Genomic DNA, 19627 nt, shown 5'->3' on the forward strand with positions numbered 1-19627 from the left:
GGGCCGAAGGAACCGTACCCTTGCCGCCATGCGACAAGGTTTCATCCCGGGCGCCCGCGGGCGGGTCCGGCCTCTCACCCTGCTCGGCGACGCGGCACTGCGCGAGCCCTGCCGGGACGTCACCGACTTCGGCCCCGAACTGTCCGCGCTCGTGGAGGACCTGTTCGCCACCATGTACGCGGCCAAGGGCGTGGGTCTGGCCGCCAATCAGATCGGGGTGCCACTGCGGGTGTTCGTCTACGACTGCCCGGACGACGACGATGTGCGGCATCTCGGACATGTGGTGAACCCGCGGCTGGTGGAGGCGGACGGCGTGGTGCTCCGTGGTCCGGAGGGCTGCCTGTCCCTGCCGGGGCTGGAGGCGGGCACGGAGCGGTACGACCACGCGGTGGTCGAGGGCCGCACGGTGGCCGGGGAAACGGTCACCGTGCACGGCACGGGGTTCTTCGCGAGGTGCCTGCAGCACGAGTGCGACCACCTGGAGGGCGGCCTTTACGTGGATCGCCTCACGGGATGGCGCAAGCGGAGGGTGCTGCGGCAGGCCGCGCGAGCGCCGTGGGGGCAGTGACCTCCGCGCGGCTTCAGAACCCGGGGCCGCCCATCCTGTCCCCCGCGGCCGCCAGGCGGCCCCACAGCAGGTCGGCCAGGCTGCGCACCAACTCCGCACGGGAACAGGGGCGTTCGCCCAGCCACCAGTCACCCGCCGCGTGCATCATCCCGACGATCCCGTGCCCCCACACCCGGGCCAGTTGCTGGCTGCCCGGTCCGAGGTCGAGCCGGTCCTCGATGACCTGGGCCAGCTCCTCGCCCATCCGGCGAAGCAACGGCGCGGAGTGCTTGCCGACGTCGAACCCCTGGTCGCCGCCCTGACCGCCCTCCGAAGGGTGCATCAGGAACCGGTACACCTGTGGCCGGGCCTCGATCGCGGCGAGGTAGGTGTCCAGCGTGGCCTCCACCCGCTCCCGCCGGTCGGCAGGTGCGTCCAGCGCGGCCCGCAGGGAATCGAGCAGGGCGTCCGTGTGCCGCTTGGCCAAGGCGGCGTAAAGTCCGCCCTTGTCCCCGAAGTGGCGGTAAAGGATCGGTTTGGTGATGCCGGCCTCCGCCGCGATGGCGTTCATCGAGGCCTGCGGGCCGTCGCGGAGCACCACCCGGTCGGCGGCCTCCAGCAGCTCGCGCCGTCGGCGGTCGGCGGATCGCTGCTGATCGGTTCGCTGCGTGGTGTCCATGTGCTCTCCCCACCCGTGCTGGTTCGGTGACGCCTGCGCAAACTAACACTGCGTGCCCCTGACATCGAACGGAAGCGGAGGCACCTTGTGGAGTTGACTTTTCCTACCGGCGAGTAACACACTGCATGTTACCGCTAGTAACATGCACAGCCGCTGGAGGGGACATGGCCGAGTTCACCATGGAGCTCAACGACGAACAGAAGGAGGTCCGGGACTGGCTGCACGGCTTCGCCGCCGACGTCATCCGGCCCGCGGCCGCCGAATGTGACGAGCGTGAGGAGACTCCCTGGCCGGTCATCCAGGAGGCCGCGAAGGTCGGCATCTACTCCCTCGACTTCTATGCGCAGCAGTACTTCGACCCCACCGGCCTCGGCATCCCGATGGCGATGGAGGAGCTGTTCTGGGGCGACGCGGGCATCGCCCTGTCCATTGTGGGCACCGGCCTCGCCGCCGTGGGCGTTCTCGCCAACGGAACCGAGGAGCAGATCGGCACCTGGATCCCCCAGATGTACGGCGACGCCAATGATGTCAAGGTGGCCGCCTTCTGCTCCTCCGAGCCCGACGCCGGCTCCGACGTGGCCTCCCTGCGCACGCGCGCGGTGTACGACGAGGCCAAGGACGAGTGGGTGATCAACGGCACGAAGACCTGGGCGACCAACGGCGGCATCGCCAACGTCCACGTCGTGGTCGCCGTCGTCGACCCGGAGCTGGGCTCCAAGGGCCACGCCTCCTTCATCGTCCCGCCGGGCACGCCGGGCCTCGCGCAGGGCCAGAAGTTCAAGAAGCACGGCATCCGCGCCTCCCACACCGCCGAGGTCATCCTCGACAACGTGCGCGTCCCCGGCGCCTGCCTGCTCGGCGGCAAGGAGAAGCTGGACGAGCGCCTCGCCCGCGCCCGGGAGCGGGCCAAGGCGGCCAAGGCGGGGGGAGAGCGGGTGAAGAACGCGGCGATGGCCACGTTCGAGGCCTCCCGGCCCGCCGTGGGCGCCATGGCGGTGGGCACCGCACGGGCCGCGTACGAGGTCGCCCTCGACTACGCCAAGACCCGTGAGCAGTTCGGCCGGCCGATCATCGACAACCAGGGCGTCGCCTTCCAGCTCGCGGACATGCGCACGTCCATCGACGCCGCCCGGCTGCTGGTGTGGCGGGCCTCCTGGATGGCGATCAACGGCAGGCCGTTCACCGCGGCCGAGGGCTCGATGTCCAAGCTGTTCGCCAGCGAGACCGCGAAGAAGGTCACCGCACAGGCGATCCAGATCCTGGGCGGCAACGGGTACACCAGGGAGTACCCGGTGGAGCGGATGCACCGCGACGCGGCCATTTACACGATCTTCGAGGGCACCAGCGAGATCCAGCGCCTGGTGATCGCGAGGACGCTCGCCGGGATGCCGATCCGGTAGTGCCGTGGCTCACCGGTGCCGCAGAGGCGTGAGCTGCTCGATGTCGTAGCGCTTTCTCAGCGCCTCGATCGCCTCGTGGTCGGGCGGTCCTCCGTTCCCCAGGATCTCCAGCAACTCCTCGAAATAGCGCTCGTGATCCGGGGGCGGGGAGGCCTGGAAGAACATCTTCGCCGGGGTGTCCGTCGGATTCGCGAACGCGTGCGGGCAACCCGGAGGTACGACGATGACCGTGCCCGGGGTCGCCCGGACCACCCGGCTGCCCGAACTCGACTCCCACTTCTGCCAGTTGTCGGGGGTGCGGACACGCGGCTCGAAGGCGAGCACGTCCAGCTCGCCCTCCAGTACGTAGAACAACTCCTCGCTGCGCGTGTGCACATGGGCGCCCACGTCGAAGCCCGGCGGGACCTCCACCTCGAAGGTGGAGGCCGTCCGGGAGTGCGTGCCGGTCACCTTGAAGGTCACGCGCTGGGCGGGCGTCTGCACCACCCGGCCGTGGCCCGGTGGCACGAGCAGCCCCTCGGTCGCCGTCATCGGTTCCTCATGCCGTCCCTTCGTGCTCGACACGCCAGCGGCCCAGCGTCATCTCCGCGGTGATGCCGGGACCGAACCCGGCCAGCAGCCCGCGCGCCCGGTGCTCGGCGCCGCCCTCGTCGAACAACCGGCGCAGGGCGTCCAGTACGACGGCGCTGGCGATGTTGCCGTACTCGGTGAGCGTGGCCCGGCTGAACCGGAACGCGTGCGGCTCGACCTGCAGGAACTTGCTGAGGTCGTCGAGTATTCGGGGACCGCCGGCGTGGATGATGTAGAAGTCCAGGTCGGACGCGTCCCAGCCGTGCGTGCTTGCCAGCCCCTGCAGGGCCGGAGCGAGCGGTTCCATCGTCGCCGGGACCCGCTTGTCCAGCAGGAAGTGGAAGCCGGTGGCCCGGACGTCGTACGCGATCCAGTCCTCCGTCTTGGGTATCAGGTACGAGCCGTTGCGTTCGAGCTCCACGCCGGTGCCGCCCCGGCCCCGGACCACGGCGGCGGCGATGCCGTCGCCGAACAGGCCGTTGGAGAGCAGCGAGCCGACCCCGAGGTCGGTGGGCTGGTAGCACAGCGAGCAGAACTCGCACGCCACGATGAGCGCGTTGGCCTCGGGGTAGGCCGTGCAGAAGTCATGGGCGCGGTTGATCGCGGCACCACCGGCCGCACAGCCCAGCTGGGCTATGGGCAGCTGCCGGGTGGTGCTGTCGAAGGCCATCTCGTTGATCAGCCACGCCGTGAGCGAGGGCATCATGAAGCCCGTGCACGAGACGAAGACGATCGCGTCGATGTCCGTGGTGAGCAGCTCCGCGTCGTCGAGCGCGCGCTGGATGACCGCGGGCACCCGGGCCTTCGCCTCGGCTTCGTAGAGGTTGTTGCGCTCCTCGAAGCCCGGGTGCTTCAGGGTCTCCTCGATCGGCTGCACGATGTGCCGGGTCTTCACGCCCGTGTTCTCGATCAGCCGGAGGGCCAGCGGCAGCTGTGGGTGGTCGGCGTGGTGGGAGCGCGCCAGCTCCAGCGTCTCCTCCATCGTGATCACGTGCTCCGGGACCGACACCGAGGGTCTGCACAAAGTCGCCATGAACCGTGCCTGCTTTCGCCGTCCTGCGGGCTCGCGCCCACCGGTCAGAAGGTGGTTCACCTCAGGGGGTGCTCCATCCACGATCACCCGGGAGGGCGACGATCTCGCGTCGGGTTACTCCAGACCGGTGACGCCCCCGGCAGGCTCGGGCAGGCTTCGGCAGGCATTCGGGCAGCCGGGCGGGCGGACGGCTAGGGCGCGCCCCCGCTGCTGTGCGCGATGCACGCCACGTCGATCCGGTCGGCCAGCTTGGCCAGCTCGATCGTCAGCGCGGCCACCGTGTCCTCGTCGAGCCCCTCCTGCCCCGCCTCGACGAGACGCAGCCACCTTCCGCCCACCGTGCGCAGCAGCTTGCTCACTTCGGCAGCGGACACCTGCAAGGTACCGCGCTCGTCGACGATCAGAGGCAGAGTCACTTCGCGGTTCACAGACGGGATGGTAGTCCGGGAACCCTCACGCGCCCTGCCAAACGGTCGTGATGTTGCAGAACTCCCGGATTCCGTGCCCGGACAGCTCACGTCCGTACCCGGACCGCTTCACACCCCCGAACGGAAACGCCGGGTGGGACGCCGTCATGCCGTTGACGTACACGGACCCGGCCTCCAGGTCCCGCGCGAACCGCTCGACCTCGCTCTCCTCCCGCGTCCAGACATTCGAACTGAGTCCGAACAGCGAGTCGTTGGCAATGAGGATCGCCTCCTCCAGGTCCCCGGCCCGGTACAGGGTCGCCACCGGCCCGAACGCCTCCTCCCGGTGGATGCGCATCTCGCGGGTGACCCCGGCGATCACGGTCGGCGGGTAGAACCAGCCGGGCCCGGCCGGCCGCTCCCCGCCGCACAGCACATTTGCCCCGGCACGCTTGGCGTCGTCGACCAGGTCCTCCAGGTCGGCCCGCCCCTGCTCACTGGCGAGCGGCCCGATGTCCGTGCCCTCCTCCAGGGGGTCGCCGGTCTTCAGCGCCTTCATGCCCGCGACGAACTTCTCGGCGAAGGCGTCGTAGACGTCCGTGTGCACGATGAACCGCTTGGCGGCGATGCACGACTGCCCGGTGTTCTGCGTCCGCGCGGTCACCGCGATCTCGGCCGCCCGGTCGATGTCGGCGGAGGGCATGACGACGTACGGGTCGCTGCCGCCCAGCTCCAGCACCGTCTTCTTGATCATGTCCCCGGCGGTGGAGGCGACCGCCCGCCCGGCCGGCTCGCTGCCCGTCAGGGTCGCGGCCTTCACACGGTCGTCGCGCAGGATGTCGTCCACCGCCGCCGAGCCGATCAGCAGCGTCTGGAAACAGCCCTCCGTGAAGCCCGCCCGGTGGAAGAGGTCCTCCAGGTACAGAGCCGTCTGAGGGACGTTGGACGCGTGCTTGAGCAGACCCACGTTGCCCGCCATCAGCGCGGGCGCGGCGAACCGGATCACCTGCCACAGCGGGAAGTTCCAGGGCATCACCGCGAGGACCGGGCCCAGCGGACGGTACCGCACCCGTACCCGGGACGCGCCCGAGTCCCGTACGTCCGCCTCGGCGGGTTCCTCGTCGGCCAGCAGCCCCTCGGCGCGTTCGGCGTACCAGCGCATGGCCTTGGCACACTTGGCGGCCTCGGCCCGCGCCTGCTTGATCGGCTTGCCCATCTCGGTGGTCATGACCCGGGCGATCTCCCCCTGGTCCTCGTCGAGGAGGTCGGCGGCCCGGTTCAGCAGCCGGGCGCGCTCCGCGAAGGACGTCGTCCGGTAGGTGCGGAACGTGGCCTCGGCGAGCTGGAGCCGGCGCTCCACTTCCTCCTCGCCCATGGCCTCGTACGTCTTGAGCGTCTCCCCGTTCGCCGGGTTCACCGTCGCGATGGGCATGGCAGACCTCCCTAGGAGCAGGGCTGTGTTACGACCTTCCCGCGCGGCGGTCGGCGCCGCAACGCGGGGCGGTCCTGTCGGCAGGCGAACCGCCGGGCGGCTCACCCGTCGCTCGAGTGCTCCGCCAGCCGGTCCAGAAACGCGGTCTGCGCCGTGACGATCACCGCACGGGCCCGGTCCAGGCCGAACCACGCCACGCGGTCCAGTTCGGGGAACTCCTTCATGCGCCCCGACCTCGGCGGCCACTCCATGGTGAAGGTGCCCGGGGCGATCGTCTCCGGGTCGAGCTCGGCCTCGACCGCCCAGGCCGTGACGATCTTGCCGCCGGTCTGCCGGACCTCGCCCAGCGCCACCGCGCTCCCGTCGGGCGGCGGCAGGCCCAGTTCCTCCTGGAACTCCCGGCGGGCCGCGTCCCAGGCGGGCTCACCGGGTTCGTACTCGCCCTTGGGGACGGTCCAGGCGCCCGTGTCCTTCCTGCTGAAGTAGGGACCGCCCATATGACCGAGCAGCACCTCAAGGCCGTCGGCCGTGTGCCGGAACAGCAGCAGTCCGGCGCTTCGCCTCGGCGCCGCCGGGCTCACGGCCCCACCTCCGGGTGCGCGGCCAGCAGCGTCTCCACGGTGTCCGCCTCCTCGGGACGCTTGTCGTCGCGGTAGCGGACGACACGGGCGAAGCGGAGGGTCACCCCGGCCGGGTACCGGGAGGAACGCTGCAGGCCGTCGTAGGCGATCTCCACGACGAGTTCGGGGCGTACGGTCACCCCCCAGCCGTGCTCCCGGACCGCCAGCTCGGCCAGCCGCTCGGTCTGCCAGGTGAGCATCGCGTCGGTCATGCCCTTGAAGGTCTTGCCGAGCATGGCGAAACCGCCGTCCGCGTCGCGGGCGCCGAGGTGGAGGTTGGACAGCTTGCCGGTGCGGCGACCGTGCCCCCATTCGGCGGCCAGCACGACCAGGTCGAGGGTGTGCACGGGCTTGACCTTCAGCCAGGACGCGCCGCGCCGGCCCGCGCTGTAGGGAGCGTCCAGCGCCTTGACCACCACGCCCTCGTGACCGCGGGCGAGGGTGTCGGCGAGGAACCGTTCCGCCCCCGCCATGTCCTCAGGGTCCTCCGGCCCGGACACCAGCGTCCTGCGGACCCGCATCGGTTCGGGCACCAGCCGGGCCAGCTCCGCGTGCCGCTCGGCGAACGGCAGGTCGAGCAGATCGCGGCCGTCGACCGCGAGCGCGTCGAAGAAGACGGGGGAGACGGGCACCTCCCCGGCGGCCTTCGCCACGTCCACCCGGGAACCGACCCGGCCCGCCGTCTCCTGGAAGGAGCGGGGACGCCCGGCCGCGTCGAAGGAGATCACCTCGCCGTCCAGGATGAACCGCTCGCCCGCCAGGTCCCGTACGGCCGAGGTCACTTCGGGCAGCCGGTCGGTGATGTCGTCCAGGGTGCGGGTGACGATCCGCACGGCCGGCCCGTCGCGGTGGACCTGCACCCGGATGCCGTCCAGTTTCTCCTCGACCGCGCAGGCGCCCAGCTTCCCGACCGCCTCGGCGACCGAGGAGGCGCTGTGCGCCAGCATCGGCAGCACCGGACGGCCGACGGTGAGCCGGAAGCGGTCCAGCGCCCCGGGCCCCTCGGCCAGCAGCGCCCCGGCGACCGTCTGCAGCGAACCGGCGAGCATCACCGCCCGCCGGACGCTCCCCGGGGCCGCGCCGGTGGCCCCCGCCAGCCCCTCCACGGCGACCGCGTCCAGGGCGCCCTGCCGGACCTCGCCGGTGATCAGCCCGTACAGGAAGCGCTGCTCCTCCTTGGTGGCCGCCCCCATCAGCTCCCCGACCAGCCGCGCCCGTTCCGCCTGGGAGCCGGGCCCGGAGACCTTGCCGAGCTCGGTGAGCCGGGCGTCGACCTCGGCCACGGTCAAGGACGGCTCGGCGGCGGGCGGCACCCGGCGGGACAGCACCTTCCAGCCGACCCCGAGCCGGCCCTGCGGCAGCCGTCCCGCCAGGTACGGGATGACGATCGGCACGTCGTCCGCCTCCGCCTCCCGGAAGAGCTCCGCGAGCAGGGCGGTCTTCCGGGACCGCGCCGAGGTGGCGGCGACCTCGCGGGAAACGTGGGCGAGCCGGGACAGCAGCATGCAGTAATGGTGCTACGGGGCCGCCCGGCCTACACCCCCACAGCCGCGTCCAGATCGGCGAACAGCAGCTCCCCGTTGATCGCCGCGCCCGCCCGGTAACCCCGGCTGGCCGCGTTGACCACCTGTTCCGCGAAGCCGCTCGCGTTGCCCGCCGCCCACAGCCCGGGCACGGTGGTCAGGCCGCGTTCGTCGATCACCGGGTAGGCGCCGAACGGGGTCTGCCGCAGCTCCGCGCCCAGCCGGGCGAGCAGATCGGTGCGCGGCACGGCCCGGGGCGCGACGAACAGCACATCGAGGTCGTACGCCGGTCCGTCCACGAGCGCGACCCCGGTGAGCCGGTCCCCGGCGGCCACCACCTCGGCCACCTCGCCGGGGACCACCCGGACCCCGGCTGCCGCCAGCCTGCGCGTGTCGTCGTCGGTGAGCTGCTCCTCGGTGACCTCGTGCAGGAACAGCGTGACGTCGCTGGACCACTGGGTGACCATGAGGGCCTGGTGGACGCTCATGGGGGTGGTGGCGAGCACGCCGAACGCCCGGTCGCGCACCTCCCAGCCGTGGCAGTACGGGCAGTGCAGCACGTCCCGGCCGAAGCGGTCGGCGAGGCCCGCGACCGGCGGCAGCTCGTCCTTCAGACCGGTGGCGACGACCAGCTGCCGGGCGTGGACGGTCCGACCGCTCTCCAGCAGCACGGTGAATCCCGTTCCCGCGGTGGCTTCCGCGGTGGCGTCCACCGCCCGGTCCCGGACCAGTTCGACGCCGTAGCGCGCGATCTCCTCGCGGCCGGCGGCCAGGAACTCGGCGGGCGGCATGCCGTCCCGTGACAGGTAGCCCTGCATGTGCGCGGCGGGCGCGTTGCGCGGTTCGCCCATGTCGACGACCAGGGTGCGGCGCCGGGCCCGGCCCAGGACCAGGGCGGCGGACAGTCCGGCCGCGCCGCCCCCGACGATGACGACTTCGTAGGTGTTCTCGCTGCTCTCCGTCATGCCGAGACGGTCGCCCGGCGCCCGCCGTATTGACAAACAATGTTGCCGATCCTGCAATTACGGCCATGACGACCGACGAGGTACTGGCCGAGGTGGGCCCGAGGCTCCGCCGCATCCGCAAGGAACGGGAGGTGACCCTGGCCGCGCTGTCGGAGGCGACCGGGATCTCCGTCAGCACCCTCTCCCGGCTCGAGTCGGGCCTGCGCAGACCCAGCCTCGAACTGCTGCTGCCGATCGCCCAGGCCCACCAGGTGCCGCTGGACGAGCTGGTCGGCGCCCCGCCGGTGGGTGATCCGCGGGTGCGGTCCAAGCCGATCGTGCGGGACGGGCGCACCCACTGGGCGCTGACCCGTCAGCCCGGCGGGCTGCAGGCGTACAAGGTGCTGGAGCCACGGCGGCGACTCGAACCCGACCCGCGCACCCACGAGGGCTACGAGTGGCTGTACGTGCTCTCCGGACGTCTGCGGCTGGTGCTGGGCGAGCACGACGTGGTGCTCACGGCCGGGGAGGCCGCCGAGTTCGACACCCGGGTCCCGCACTGGTTCGGGTCGACGGGGGAGGGGCCGGTGGAGTTCCTCAGCCTGTTCGGACCGCAGGGAGAGCGGATGCACGTGCGGGCGCGGCCCCGAGGGCAGTGACGCACGCGACTGTTCCCTGATGGGCAAGCGACCGCTTAGTATGCCGTAGACCCGTCGGACAGAGCAGTCGTGTGGAGGCACCCGCATGCAGGCATGGCAAGTGCACGAGAACGGCGAGCCGGGTGAGGTGATGCGGCTCGCGGAGGTGGAGCGGCCCACGCCCGGAGACGGCCAGGTCCTGCTGAAGGTGCGTGCCGCCAACATCAACTTCCCGGACGTGCTCATGGCCCGGGGCCAGTACCAGGTCCGGCCGCCGCTGCCGTTCACGCCCGGTGTGGAGATCTGCGGCGAGACGGAGGACGGACGCCGGGTGATCGCCAACCCGGCGCTGCCGCACGGCGGCTTCGCCGAGTACGCCGTCGCCGACGCCGCCGCTCTGCTGCCCGCGCCCGAGCCGCTGGACGACGCCGAGGCCGCCGCCCTGCACATCGGCTACCAGACCGGCTGGTTCGGCCTGCACCGCCGGGCTGGTCTGGAGGCCGGCGAGACGCTGCTCGTCCACGCTGCCGCCGGCGGGGTCGGCAGCGCGGCCGTGCAGCTCGGCAAGGCGGCCGGAGCCACCGTCATCGGCGTGGTGGGCGGCGCCGACAAGGCCGCCGTCGCCCGCGAGCTGGGCTGCGACATCGTGATCGACCGGCGTGCCGAGGACGTCGTCGCCGCGGTGAAGGAGGCCACGGCCGGCCGGGGCGCGGACGTGATCTACGACCCGGTGGGCGGCGAGGCCTACACGCAGTCCGCCAAGGTCGTCGCCTTCGAGGGCCGGATCGTGGTCGTGGGCTTCGCCAGCGGCACCATCCCCAGCCCTGGCCTCAACCACGCCCTGGTGAAGAACTACTCGATCCTCGGCCTGCACTGGGGCCTGTACAACACCAAGAACCCCAAGCTGGTCCAGCACTGCCACGAGCAGCTCACCGAGCTGGCCGCGCGTGGCGCGATCAAGCCGCTGGTGAGCGAGCGGGTACCGCTGAGCGGGGCCGCGGCCGCCGTGCAGCGCGTCGCCGACGGCGTGACCACCGGACGGGTGGCCGTCGTGCCCGCCCTGTCGCTGCAGAACGGAGCAGCCGCATGACCGACGCAGCCGAACTGAGGCGCCGCACAGCCGAGTTGCTGGCCGCACACCCGCCCGCCGGCACGGACCGGCTGGACTTCCTCAGGGCCCGCTTCGACGCGGGGCTCGCCTGGGTGCACTACCCCGAGGGGCTCGGCGGACTGGGCGTGCCCCGCTCCCTGCAGGCCGTCGTGGACGCCGAGCTGGAGGCCGCGGGCGCGCCCGACAACGACCCGCGGCGCATCGGCATCGGCCTCGGCATGGCGGCACCGACCATCCTGAAGTACGGAACCGAGGAGCAGAAGCAGCGTTATCTGCGGCCGCTGTGGACGGGGGAGGAGGTCTGGTGCCAGCTCTTCAGCGAGCCGGGCGCCGGATCCGACCTGGCCGCGCTGGGCACCCGCGCCGTGCGGGAAGGCGACGACTGGGTGGTCAACGGGCAGAAGGTGTGGACCTCCAGCGCCCACCTCGCCCGCTGGGCCATCCTCATCGCCCGCACCGACCCGGACGTGCCCAAGCACGCGGGCATCACCTACTTCGTCTGCGACATGACCGACCCCGGCGTCGAGGTGCGGCCCCTGCGCCAGGTCACCGGCGAGGCGGAGTTCAACGAGGTCTTCATCACCGACGTCCGTATCCCCGACTCCCGTCGCCTGGGCGAGGTCGGTGACGGCTGGCGGGTCGCGCAGACCACGCTCAACAACGAGCGCGTCGCCATCGGCGGCATGCGGCTGCCCCGCGAGGGCGGCATGATCGGCCCGGTGTCGCAGACCTGGCGGGAACGTCCCGAACTGCGTACCCACGACCTGCACCAGCGGCTGCTGCAGCTCTGGGTCGAGGCCGAGGTCTCCCGCCTGACCGCCGAGCGTCTGCGCCAGCAGCTCGTCGCCGGGCAGCCGGGCCCCGAGGGCGCCGGCATGAAGCTCGCCTTCGCCCGCCTCAACCAGGAGATCAGCGGCCTGGAGGTGGAACTGCGCGGCGAGGAAGGCCTGTTGTACGACGACTGGACCATGCGGCGCCCTGAGCTGGTCGACTTCACCGGCCGCGACGCCGGCTACCGCTACCTGCGCTCCAAGGGCAACAGCATCGAGGGCGGGACCACCGAGGTCCTGCTGAACATCGTCGCCGAGCGCGTCCTGGGCCTGCCCGCGGAGCCGCGCACCGACAAGGACGTCGCCTGGAAGGACCTGGCCCGATGAGCACACAGCCGGATCTCCTGTACACCGAGGAGGAAGAGGCGCTGCGCGCCGCGGTCCGTGACCTGCTCGACGACCACTGCGACGCCGCGGGCGTGATCGCCCGCGCGGAGTCGGGCACCCCGCACGACCTCTCCCTCTGGAAGGCGCTCGCCGACGCCATGGGTCTCGCCGGGCTCCTCGTCCCCGAGGAGCGGGGCGGCCAGGGCGCCACCCACCGCGAAGCCGCAGTCGTCCTGGAGGAACTGGGGCGGGCGGTCGCGCCGGTGCCGTATCTGACCAGCGCGGTGGTGGCCACGGAGGCCCTGCTGGCCTTTGACGACGATGACCTGCTCGGCAGGCTGGCCTCCGGCCGGACGATCGGCGTGCTCGCCGTCGGCCTGCACCTCGCTCCCGGAGGTGCCTTCACCTCCGTACGACTCGAGAACGGCCACCTGCACGGCGAGCTGACGGGCATCGCGGACGCGGCCGTGGCGGACGTCCTGCTGGTGCCCGCGGACGACGGGGGACTGTACGCCGTCGACGCCGACGCCGTGACCATCACCCCGCAGGTCTCCCTGGACCTGACCCGGCCGGTCGCGACCGTCGGCCTCGACGGTGCTCCCGGCCGCCTCCTCGGCCCCGCCGAACCCGCCGTGCGACGGGCACTGCGCGCCGGGGCGGGGCTGCTCGCCTCCGAGCAGTTCGGGGTCGCCGACTGGGCGCTGACCGAGACGGTCCGGTACCTGAAGGAGCGCAAGCAGTTCAACCGGCCGGTCGGCGGCTTCCAGGCGCTCAAGCACCGGCTCGCCCAGCTGTGGCTGGAGGTCGTCAACCTGCGGGCGGCCGCACGGGCCGCGGCCGACGCGCTGGCGACCGGCGAGGACACCGATGTGACGGTGGCGGTCGCCCAGGCCTACGCGGCCCCGGTCGCCGTCCGCGCCACCGAGGAGGCGCTGCAGCTGCACGGCGGCATCGGGATGACCTGGGAGCACCCGGTCCATCTGTACCTCAAGCGCGCCAAGGCGAACTCGATCGCCCTCGGCACGGCCGGTGCGCACCGTGAGGCACTGGCCGAACTGGTCGACCTGCGCGCCCCCTGACGTTCGCCCGGGGAAGCCCGCGTCACATCCGTGAGAAGCCCGTCCCACCAGGGGCGGGTTTTTCCGTGTACGCCACACCGGAGAAGTGAACGGAGGACGGCAGTCCGGCCAACTCCCGCCACAGCCCTGCTCCTTGGCCCCGAACGGAACGCACAATCGCTGAGGTTCCCCAAGGCCTACCAGGGAGGCAGAGCATGGCCCTCACCACCCGTCGCAGAGCCCTCACCACCCTCGGCGCCGCACTCGCGGGTTCGTTCGCCGTGTCCGGCACGCAGACGCCGGCGTCCGCGGCCGAGCGGAAGCATGCGCCGCGCCCGCTGTGGCGCGCCCACGCCCACAACGACTACGAGCACACCCGACCCCTCTTCGACGCGCTCGACCACCGCTTCGGCAGCGTCGAGGCCGACATCTTCCTCGTCGGCGACCAGCTCCTCATCGGCCACGACGCCACCGAGCTCGACCCGTCCCGCACCCTCGAGTCCCTCTACCTCGACCCGCTCGCCGCCCGGGTGAAGGCCAACCACGGCAGCGTCTACCGCGGCCGGCGCAGGCCCCTGCAACTGCTCATCGACATCAAGACCGAGGGCTCCTCGACCTATCTCGAACTCGACCGCCACCTCCAGCGCTATCGGCACCTGTTCACGGCCTACGCCCACGGACGCGTCCACCCCGGCCCCGTCACCGCCGTGATCTCCGGCGACCGCGCCGCCCGCGCCCCCATGGAGGCCCAGAGCGTGCGCCGCGCCTTCTACGACGGCCGGCTCACCGACCTCGGCAGCGCGGCGCCCGCCTCCTTCATCCCGCTGATCAGCGACAACTGGACCCTCAACTTCAGCTGGCTGGGTGACGGCCCGTTCCCGGACGCCGAGCGGCAGAAGCTGCGGAGCATCATCGCCGCCGCCCATGCGCACGGGCAGCAGGTCCGGTTCTGGGCCACCCCCGACACCGCGGGTCCGGCGCGGGACGCGCTGTGGACGCAGCTGCTGGCCGCCGGCGTCGACTACTTCAACACGGACGACCTCGCCGGACTCGAGGCGTTCCTGGACGAGCACGGCGCCTCCTGAACATCACCCGAACAGGGGACATGTCGGCCCCCGGAGCGACCCCTCCGCTACGCCACACTTGCGGGCGAACGCCGCGAAATGGATGTGGCGGAGGAGGTTCGCGATGGCCGTTTCCATCTCTGTGGTGCTGCTGCTCCTGATCATGGCGGTGATCTTCGTCCGCAACGGGGCGCTGAAGATCTCGCACGCCCTGGTGTGCGTGCTGCTCGGGTTCTACCTGGCCAGCACGAGCATGGCCCCCACCATCCACAGTGGGCTCACCGCCACCGCCGAACTGGTCGGGAGTCTGCGGCCGTGAGCCCTCCGTGTGTCATGGCGCCGAGAAGACCCCGATGCCGTCGGGCACGGGCCGCTCGGCGCCGCCGCTCGGGTGGTTGCGCACCGATACGGCGGCGGCCCCGGGCTCGCGTGCGACCAGCTCGGTCGAACCGCCACCGTCCAGGCTGAACGCGTCGACCGAACCCAAGGCCCGCATCTCGTCGGCCACTTCCGCGATCGTCAGACCGCTGCGGTAGGCCGGGGCACCGTCCAGCGCGAACAGCAGCAGCCGGCGCCCGCCGTCCGCGATGCCCACGGCGGTCCGCACGGCGGACGTGCCGCGGTCCAGACCGGGCAACGGCTGCCCGGCCCGCAGCACCGGATACCCGCCGAGGGCGAAGCGGTAGGGGATCCCGGACGCGAACGCCACCAGCCGGTGCCGTACCGTCACCCGCTCGCCCTTCGACAGCTTCCGCAGCCACTGCGCGCCCGCCTCCCGGCCGACCAGCACCGTCGTGTCCGCCGCGATGGGGCCGCTGCCGGGCCGGCCGGAGGCCGCGACCACACGGTCGTGGCGAACCGTCACCTCGTAGGTGTCCGTACTGCACGGGGCGGCCCGGTCGGTGTCCGTGCCGCAGGTGGCGCGCACCCGGGAGACGCCACCCCACCGGGCGGTGAACGCGCCGACGGAGTCCGTCGGCAGCGCGTACTGGTTGAGCCCGCCGAGCGGCAGCCGGCCCCCGGGTGTGCTCACGGACCCGTCGAGGCGGAGCCGGTCCAGGCGGGCCCTCCGGTCGGCGCCCACGCCGAAGACGTCCTTCGTGGTGGTGCCGGGCGGCGGCACCGGCCCGAACCGCTGTCCGTCCGGCACCGCGGCCTTGAGCACCAGGCCGTGCGCGATCGCCGGGCCCACGGTGGCGCCGGTGGCCTCGACGCCCGGGTGCTGGGTCTCGGAGATGTCGAAGAAGTCGCCGTTGACGCCGGCCACCGCGCCCGCCGTGTCGGCCATCCGGGAGACGGGTGCGCGGGCCGCCACCGCGCCCGGGTACAGCAGGTCGAGGCGTACCCGCGGGTCGCGCATATCCACGGTCAGCAGATGGGCGTGGGTCACGCCCTTGGCAGCCGGGACGTCGAACTCCTCGTAGATGACACCCGGCGCGATGTCCGTGCCGGCACCCGGTACGGCGGCGGCCGGTGCCGCGCCGGTCAGGGCCGCGCCTGCCAGCACGCCGAAGACCGTGAGAAACGTGCAGACCGCTCTGCCCGCTGCGACGTGCTTGCGACGACCCGTCACTGTGCCCCCTGATGACTCGACAACTGTCGTGGTCCCAGGGGGAAGTGCAGCAGAGAGCGGTGTCCGGCGCAGTGCTTACGCGTCGACTACGCGAGAACGGGTGAGGAAACGCATCCCCTCGGGTGCCTCCAGCGAGAAGCCGCTGCCCCGCCCTGGTACCACGTCCACGATCAGCCGGGTGTGGCACCACACCGCGTACTGGCTGCGCGACATCCAGAAGGTCACCGGCTCGTCGACACCTTCGACCACCAGTTCGGCCAGCAGCACGTCGGAGGAGCCGGTGCGGAACTCGCCGTCCGGGTAGCACATGGGCGCGCTGCCGTCGCAGCATCCGCCGGACTGGTGGAACATCAACGGCCCGTGCACGGCACGCAGCCGGCGCAGCAGGTCGGCGGCCTGCGGAGTGAGTTCGACGCGCGGGGTTTCGTCGTCCATGGACACCGAGTCTCACGGCTCGTCACGGGGGCGTCCAGGCGGTGTGGCGTACGAGCCCGGCGTCATCCGTGGCTCAGTACGTCGACCACCCGCCCGTCGGGGCCCCGGACGAAGAAGCGGGGCACGCCCCAGGGTGTGCAGTCGGTTCAGGGACTCCTTCGGTGGGGGCGGCAGCAATCGGTGGTAGGCCGTCACGCTCGCCTGCAGGGACAGGTCTCCCACGCGCGGGAAGCCGACGCGGGCCCGCCCGTCCGCGAGGCGGTCCGCCAGGTCGCGCAGGGACCGGTAGGGCCGCGCCATCGGCCACAGGCCGGCGATGTGCAGGGCCAGCGGTGGCCCGGCGCAGGAGCGCGGGATGCCCAAGGCGGCCGACAGCTCGGCCCGGCTGCGCGCCACCAGCAGGACGCGGCGCCTGCTCAGTGCGTCCCGCAGCCGGCGGTCACCTCCTCCGCGCTGTCCCCGGTGGACGCCGAGCCGAGCGAGCGCAGGACACGGCGGACGAGCGTGTCCGGTACGAGGGGCAGGGAGGAGGGGTGCAGGTCCACGAACACCTGGCCGTCCGGGAAGCGGGCGCGCACATCGTGGGCGGCTCGCAGGACCAGCGAGGTCTTGCCCGGGCCGGGCGGTACGACGACGACGGCGGGTCCGCTCCCGCGGCGCTCCGCCGCCAGCAGACGGCCCTTCAGGGAGGCGATGAGCCGCTCCCGTCCGGCCAGGCGGTGCCAGGGCGCCGCGGGGAGTTACACGGGCACCGGCCCCGGCGGGTTCCCGGAGCGCTGCGGCATCGGCAGCGGCTCGGGCAGCGGGCCGAGGGCGCGCGCCAGAGCAGCAGGGACTGCGTGCGGGGGCGGGCCGTGTGGCCGGTCCCGAGGTCGCGGATCGCCCGCACGCTCGGTCCGGACCGTTCCGCCAGTTCCTCCTGGGCGAGGCCCAGCCTCACGCGCGTCGGTCGGAGTCGCCGCGAGCGTCCGAGGTTCGGCGTTTCGGTCACGACAGCTCATCTCGCTGTGCGGTCCCGATCGGGGTGCGTCAGCCGTGTCCTGGTCCTCGATCCGCGGGACGCATCAGCGCCGCCACGAACTTGTACCGGGAGCCGCGGTACACCGAGCGGACCCACTCCACCGGCGTGCCCTCGGCGTCCCGGGAGTGCCGGGAGAGCAGCAGCATCGGCAGCCCCACGTCGGTGGCCAGCAGCCCGGCCTCGCGCGGTGTCGCCAGGGAGGTCTCGATCGTCTCCTCCGCCTCCGCGAGCTGCACGCCGTACACCTCGGCGAGTGCCGTGTACAGCGAGGTGAACCTGGCCAACGACCGCCGCAGGCCCGGGAACCGCAGCGCCGACAGGTGCGTGGTCTCGATCGCCATGGGCTCACCGCTGGCCAGCCGCAGTCGTTCGATGCGCAGCACCTTCTCCCCGACGCCGATCGCGAGCAGTCCCGCCAGCTTGGCGTCCGCGGCGAAGTGGCCGATGTCCAGCACCTGTGAGGCGGGATCGAGGCCCTGGGCCCGCATGTCCTCGGTGTGCGAGGTGAGCCGGAGGGTGCGGTAGAGCTTGGGCCGTGCGACGAACGTGCCCTTGCCCTGGATGCGGTCCAGCCGTCCCTCGCCGACGAGTTCCTGCAACGCCTGCCGGACCGTGGTGCGCGAGGTGTCGAACCGTACTGCGAGCAGCCGTTCTGCGGGCATGGCCGATCCGGGGCGCAGGGCCTCGGTGATCTCGAGGATCTGCTGTTTCACGCGGTAGTACTTCGGCACGCGCGCAACTTGACCGGGCGCCCCCTCGTGGTGCTGGGCGCTGCTGACGTCGATGGTCATGGCCTGCCTTCCCGGCTCGCTCGGCGGTCTCCCGTTATAGCCCCCGAGGGCCCTATGGTCTAGTCCAACGAGATGCGGACGGCTCCGCCCGCGCCCGTGGCGCCCGACGCCGTCCGGTGACTTTCTCGTAACGGACCGCATCGCTTCGCGAACCACCCTTGACACCCCCAAAGGTCTAGGCCAAGCTCCACCGTACTGGTCTACACCACTAGTGGCCAGGTCCCGAGTCCCACGTGCGTCAGCGGTTTACGCAGGTCACGGCAGGGGGCGTGGGGGGTCAGTGCATCCCTGAGGAGGGTGGCGTGAAGCGCAAGCTGATAGCCGCGATGGGTATCGCAGGCATGATGGTCTCGGTCGCGGCGTGTGGCGGTGACGACGGGGACAGCGGCAAGAACGCGGGACCGGACAGCTTCAAGGGCCAGACGCTGACGGTCTGGACGATGGACGGTTCGGCGCCGGAACAGTGGACCAAGGACGTGACGGCCGCCTTCGAGAAGAAGACCGGCGCGAAGCTGAAGTTCGAGATCCAGAAGTGGGACGGGATCCAGCAGAAGATCACCACCGCCCTCTCCGAGGACAACCCGCCGGACGTCCTCGAGGTCGGCAACACCCAGACCCCGGCCTACGCCGCAACCGGAGGCCTCGCCGAACTCGGCGACCTGAAGCAGCAGATCGGCACGGACTGGACCCCGTCGGTCTCCCAGTCCTCCGTCTACGACGGCAAGCAGTACGCGGCCCCCTGGTACTTCGCCAACCGCGTCGTCATCTACAACAAGAAGATCTGGGCCAAGGCCGGCATCAAGGGCACCCCGAAGACCCGGGACCAGTTCTTCAAGGACCTCGACACCATCGGCAGGAAAACCGACGCCGAGCCGCTCTACCTGCCCGGCCAGAACTGGTACTTCTTCGACGGTCTGACCATCGGCCAGGGCGCCGACCTGGTGAAGAAGGACGGCGGCAAGTACGTCTCCAACCTGGCCGACCCCAAGGTCGCCCAGGCCATGGAGATCTACAAGAAGTACGCCTCCTACTCCAAGGCCCCCAAGGACAAGGACGAGGCCACCCCGCAGCAGGCCCAGGTGTTCGCCAAGGGCAAGACCGGTGCCTTCATCGGCATGGGCTGGGAGGCCGGCACGGCCATCGCCGCCAACAAGTCCATCGAGAAGGACCTCGGCTACTTCACCATCCCGGGCGCGACGGCCGGCAAGCCCGAGGGCGTCTTCCTCGGCGGCTCCAACCTCGCGGTCGCGCAGGGCAGCAAGAGGCAGGCGCTGGCCAAGGAGTTCCTCAAGATCGCCCTGTCCGACAAGTACGAGGGCGAACTGGCCAAGCTCAACGGCGTCATCCCGAACAAGCTGTCCCTGGAGACCAAGCTCAAGGGCAACGCCGTCGCCGAGGCCGCCGCTCCGGGTGCCGCGGTCGGTGGTACCACCCCGCTGATCCCCGAGTGGGCCGCGGTGGAGAACACCCCGAACCCGATCAAGTCCTACATGACCTCCGTGCTGGAAGGTAAGTCCCCCGCGGCGGCCGCCAAGCAGGTCGAGGGCGACATCAACAAGCGTCTGGCACAGCAGAACTGATCACCCGCGCCGGGGGCGCCCGCGGGTGCCCCCGGCTCAGTCGT

The 19627-nt window shown here is 71.6% G+C and carries 22 protein-coding genes; 9 read left to right on the forward strand and 13 right to left on the reverse strand.

Annotated elements, in window-relative coordinates; genetic code table 11:
• Positions 1–28 precede the first annotated feature (28 nt).
• Positions 29–568, forward strand: coding sequence for a peptide deformylase (gene def / locus ACFYZQ_RS12160; protein ID WP_389145172.1), 540 nt, complete (start codon positions 29–31; stop codon positions 566–568).
• A gap of 13 nt (positions 569–581) precedes the next feature.
• Here the strand turns inward: def and ACFYZQ_RS12165 are convergent, their stop codons facing one another.
• Complete coding sequence (locus ACFYZQ_RS12165; RefSeq protein WP_389145175.1) at positions 582–1226, reverse strand: TetR family transcriptional regulator; 645 nt, start codon at positions 1224–1226, stop codon at positions 582–584.
• 164 nt (positions 1227–1390) lie between these two features.
• On the opposite strand from ACFYZQ_RS12165, the gene ACFYZQ_RS12170 reads away from it, so the two are divergent.
• Positions 1391–2626 (forward strand): acyl-CoA dehydrogenase family protein, encoded by a 1236-nt coding sequence (locus ACFYZQ_RS12170; protein WP_389145178.1) that lies wholly within the window; start codon positions 1391–1393, stop codon positions 2624–2626.
• 9 nt (positions 2627–2635) lie between these two features.
• Here ACFYZQ_RS12170 and ACFYZQ_RS12175 read toward each other — a convergent pair whose 3' ends face one another.
• The 7 genes from ACFYZQ_RS12175 to ACFYZQ_RS12205 all read right to left on the reverse strand — a co-directional run bounded on the left by ACFYZQ_RS12175 (position 2636) and on the right by ACFYZQ_RS12205 (position 9176).
• Positions 2636–3157 (reverse strand): cupin domain-containing protein, encoded by a 522-nt coding sequence (locus tag ACFYZQ_RS12175; RefSeq protein ID WP_389145181.1) that lies wholly within the window; start codon positions 3155–3157, stop codon positions 2636–2638.
• A 7-nt stretch (positions 3158–3164) separates the two neighbouring features.
• Positions 3165–4277: a type III polyketide synthase gene (locus tag ACFYZQ_RS12180; RefSeq protein ID WP_389146209.1), complete on the reverse strand. Its 1113-nt coding sequence runs from the start codon at positions 4275–4277 to the stop codon at positions 3165–3167.
• 143 nt (positions 4278–4420) lie between these two features.
• Complete coding sequence (locus ACFYZQ_RS12185; protein WP_389145184.1) at positions 4421–4657, reverse strand: DUF6213 family protein; 237 nt, start codon at positions 4655–4657, stop codon at positions 4421–4423.
• A gap of 25 nt (positions 4658–4682) precedes the next feature.
• Entirely contained in the window at positions 4683–6068 is a 1386-nt protein-coding gene (locus ACFYZQ_RS12190; protein WP_389145187.1) for an NADP-dependent succinic semialdehyde dehydrogenase, read from the reverse strand.
• A gap of 101 nt (positions 6069–6169) precedes the next feature.
• Positions 6170–6649 (reverse strand): NUDIX domain-containing protein, encoded by a 480-nt coding sequence (locus ACFYZQ_RS12195; RefSeq protein ID WP_389145189.1) that lies wholly within the window; start codon positions 6647–6649, stop codon positions 6170–6172.
• A complete protein-coding gene (locus ACFYZQ_RS12200) occupies positions 6646–8193 on the reverse strand; it encodes an ATP-dependent DNA ligase (protein ID WP_389145192.1) in 1548 nt (515 codons plus the stop codon). The genes ACFYZQ_RS12195 and ACFYZQ_RS12200 overlap by 4 nt, the downstream gene beginning before the upstream one ends.
• A gap of 29 nt (positions 8194–8222) precedes the next feature.
• A complete protein-coding gene (locus ACFYZQ_RS12205) occupies positions 8223–9176 on the reverse strand; it encodes an NAD(P)/FAD-dependent oxidoreductase (RefSeq protein WP_389145194.1) in 954 nt (317 codons plus the stop codon).
• A 65-nt stretch (positions 9177–9241) separates the two neighbouring features.
• Between ACFYZQ_RS12205 and ACFYZQ_RS12210 the strand changes: the two genes are divergently transcribed.
• The 6 genes from ACFYZQ_RS12210 (at position 9242) to ACFYZQ_RS12235 (ending at position 14502) form a co-directional block, all read left to right on the forward strand.
• The gene (locus ACFYZQ_RS12210; protein WP_389145196.1) at positions 9242–9814 is read left to right on the forward strand and encodes a helix-turn-helix domain-containing protein; all 573 of its coding nucleotides are present in this window, start codon (positions 9242–9244) and stop codon (positions 9812–9814) included.
• 85 nt (positions 9815–9899) lie between these two features.
• A complete protein-coding gene (locus ACFYZQ_RS12215) occupies positions 9900–10883 on the forward strand; it encodes an NADPH:quinone oxidoreductase family protein (protein WP_389145199.1) in 984 nt (327 codons plus the stop codon).
• Positions 10880–12061, forward strand: coding sequence for an acyl-CoA dehydrogenase family protein (locus ACFYZQ_RS12220; RefSeq protein ID WP_389145202.1), 1182 nt, complete (start codon positions 10880–10882; stop codon positions 12059–12061). Before ACFYZQ_RS12215 ends, ACFYZQ_RS12220 begins: the two co-directional genes overlap by 4 nt.
• Positions 12058–13140 (forward strand): acyl-CoA dehydrogenase family protein, encoded by a 1083-nt coding sequence (locus ACFYZQ_RS12225; RefSeq protein WP_389145205.1) that lies wholly within the window; start codon positions 12058–12060, stop codon positions 13138–13140. The genes ACFYZQ_RS12220 and ACFYZQ_RS12225 overlap by 4 nt, the downstream gene beginning before the upstream one ends.
• Before the next feature lie 194 nt (positions 13141–13334).
• On the forward strand, positions 13335–14204 hold the full coding sequence (locus ACFYZQ_RS12230) for a phosphatidylinositol-specific phospholipase C/glycerophosphodiester phosphodiesterase family protein (protein ID WP_389145208.1): 870 nt from the start codon (positions 13335–13337) through the stop codon (positions 14202–14204).
• Positions 14205–14307: 103 nt separating this feature from the next.
• Positions 14308–14502: a hypothetical protein gene (locus tag ACFYZQ_RS12235; protein WP_389145211.1), complete on the forward strand. Its 195-nt coding sequence runs from the start codon at positions 14308–14310 to the stop codon at positions 14500–14502.
• Between the two features lie 12 nt (positions 14503–14514).
• On the opposite strand, the gene ACFYZQ_RS12240 is transcribed toward ACFYZQ_RS12235, so the two are convergent.
• The 5 genes from ACFYZQ_RS12240 to ACFYZQ_RS12260 all read right to left on the reverse strand — a co-directional run bounded on the left by ACFYZQ_RS12240 (position 14515) and on the right by ACFYZQ_RS12260 (position 18003).
• Complete coding sequence (locus tag ACFYZQ_RS12240; RefSeq protein ID WP_389145214.1) at positions 14515–15690, reverse strand: phosphodiester glycosidase family protein; 1176 nt, start codon at positions 15688–15690, stop codon at positions 14515–14517.
• Positions 15691–15831: 141 nt separating this feature from the next.
• Positions 15832–16191, reverse strand: coding sequence for a DUF779 domain-containing protein (locus ACFYZQ_RS12245; protein WP_389145216.1), 360 nt, complete (start codon positions 16189–16191; stop codon positions 15832–15834).
• Positions 16192–16203: 12 nt separating this feature from the next.
• Positions 16204–16587, reverse strand: a complete 384-nt coding sequence (locus ACFYZQ_RS12250; RefSeq protein WP_389145219.1) for a hypothetical protein — start codon at positions 16585–16587, stop codon at positions 16204–16206.
• Positions 16588–16607: 20 nt separating this feature from the next.
• Entirely contained in the window at positions 16608–16769 is a 162-nt protein-coding gene (locus tag ACFYZQ_RS12255) for a hypothetical protein (protein WP_389145222.1), read from the reverse strand.
• A gap of 451 nt (positions 16770–17220) precedes the next feature.
• Complete coding sequence (locus ACFYZQ_RS12260) at positions 17221–18003, reverse strand: GntR family transcriptional regulator (protein ID WP_389145224.1); 783 nt, start codon at positions 18001–18003, stop codon at positions 17221–17223.
• 302 nt (positions 18004–18305) lie between these two features.
• Between ACFYZQ_RS12260 and ACFYZQ_RS12265 the strand changes: the two genes are divergently transcribed.
• On the forward strand, positions 18306–19583 hold the full coding sequence (locus ACFYZQ_RS12265) for an extracellular solute-binding protein (protein ID WP_389145226.1): 1278 nt from the start codon (positions 18306–18308) through the stop codon (positions 19581–19583).
• The last annotated feature ends 44 nt before the right edge of the window (positions 19584–19627 follow it).

This window comes from Streptomyces sp. NPDC001843, assembly GCF_042891955.1.
Taxonomy (GTDB): Bacteria; Actinomycetota; Actinomycetes; order Streptomycetales; family Streptomycetaceae; genus Streptomyces.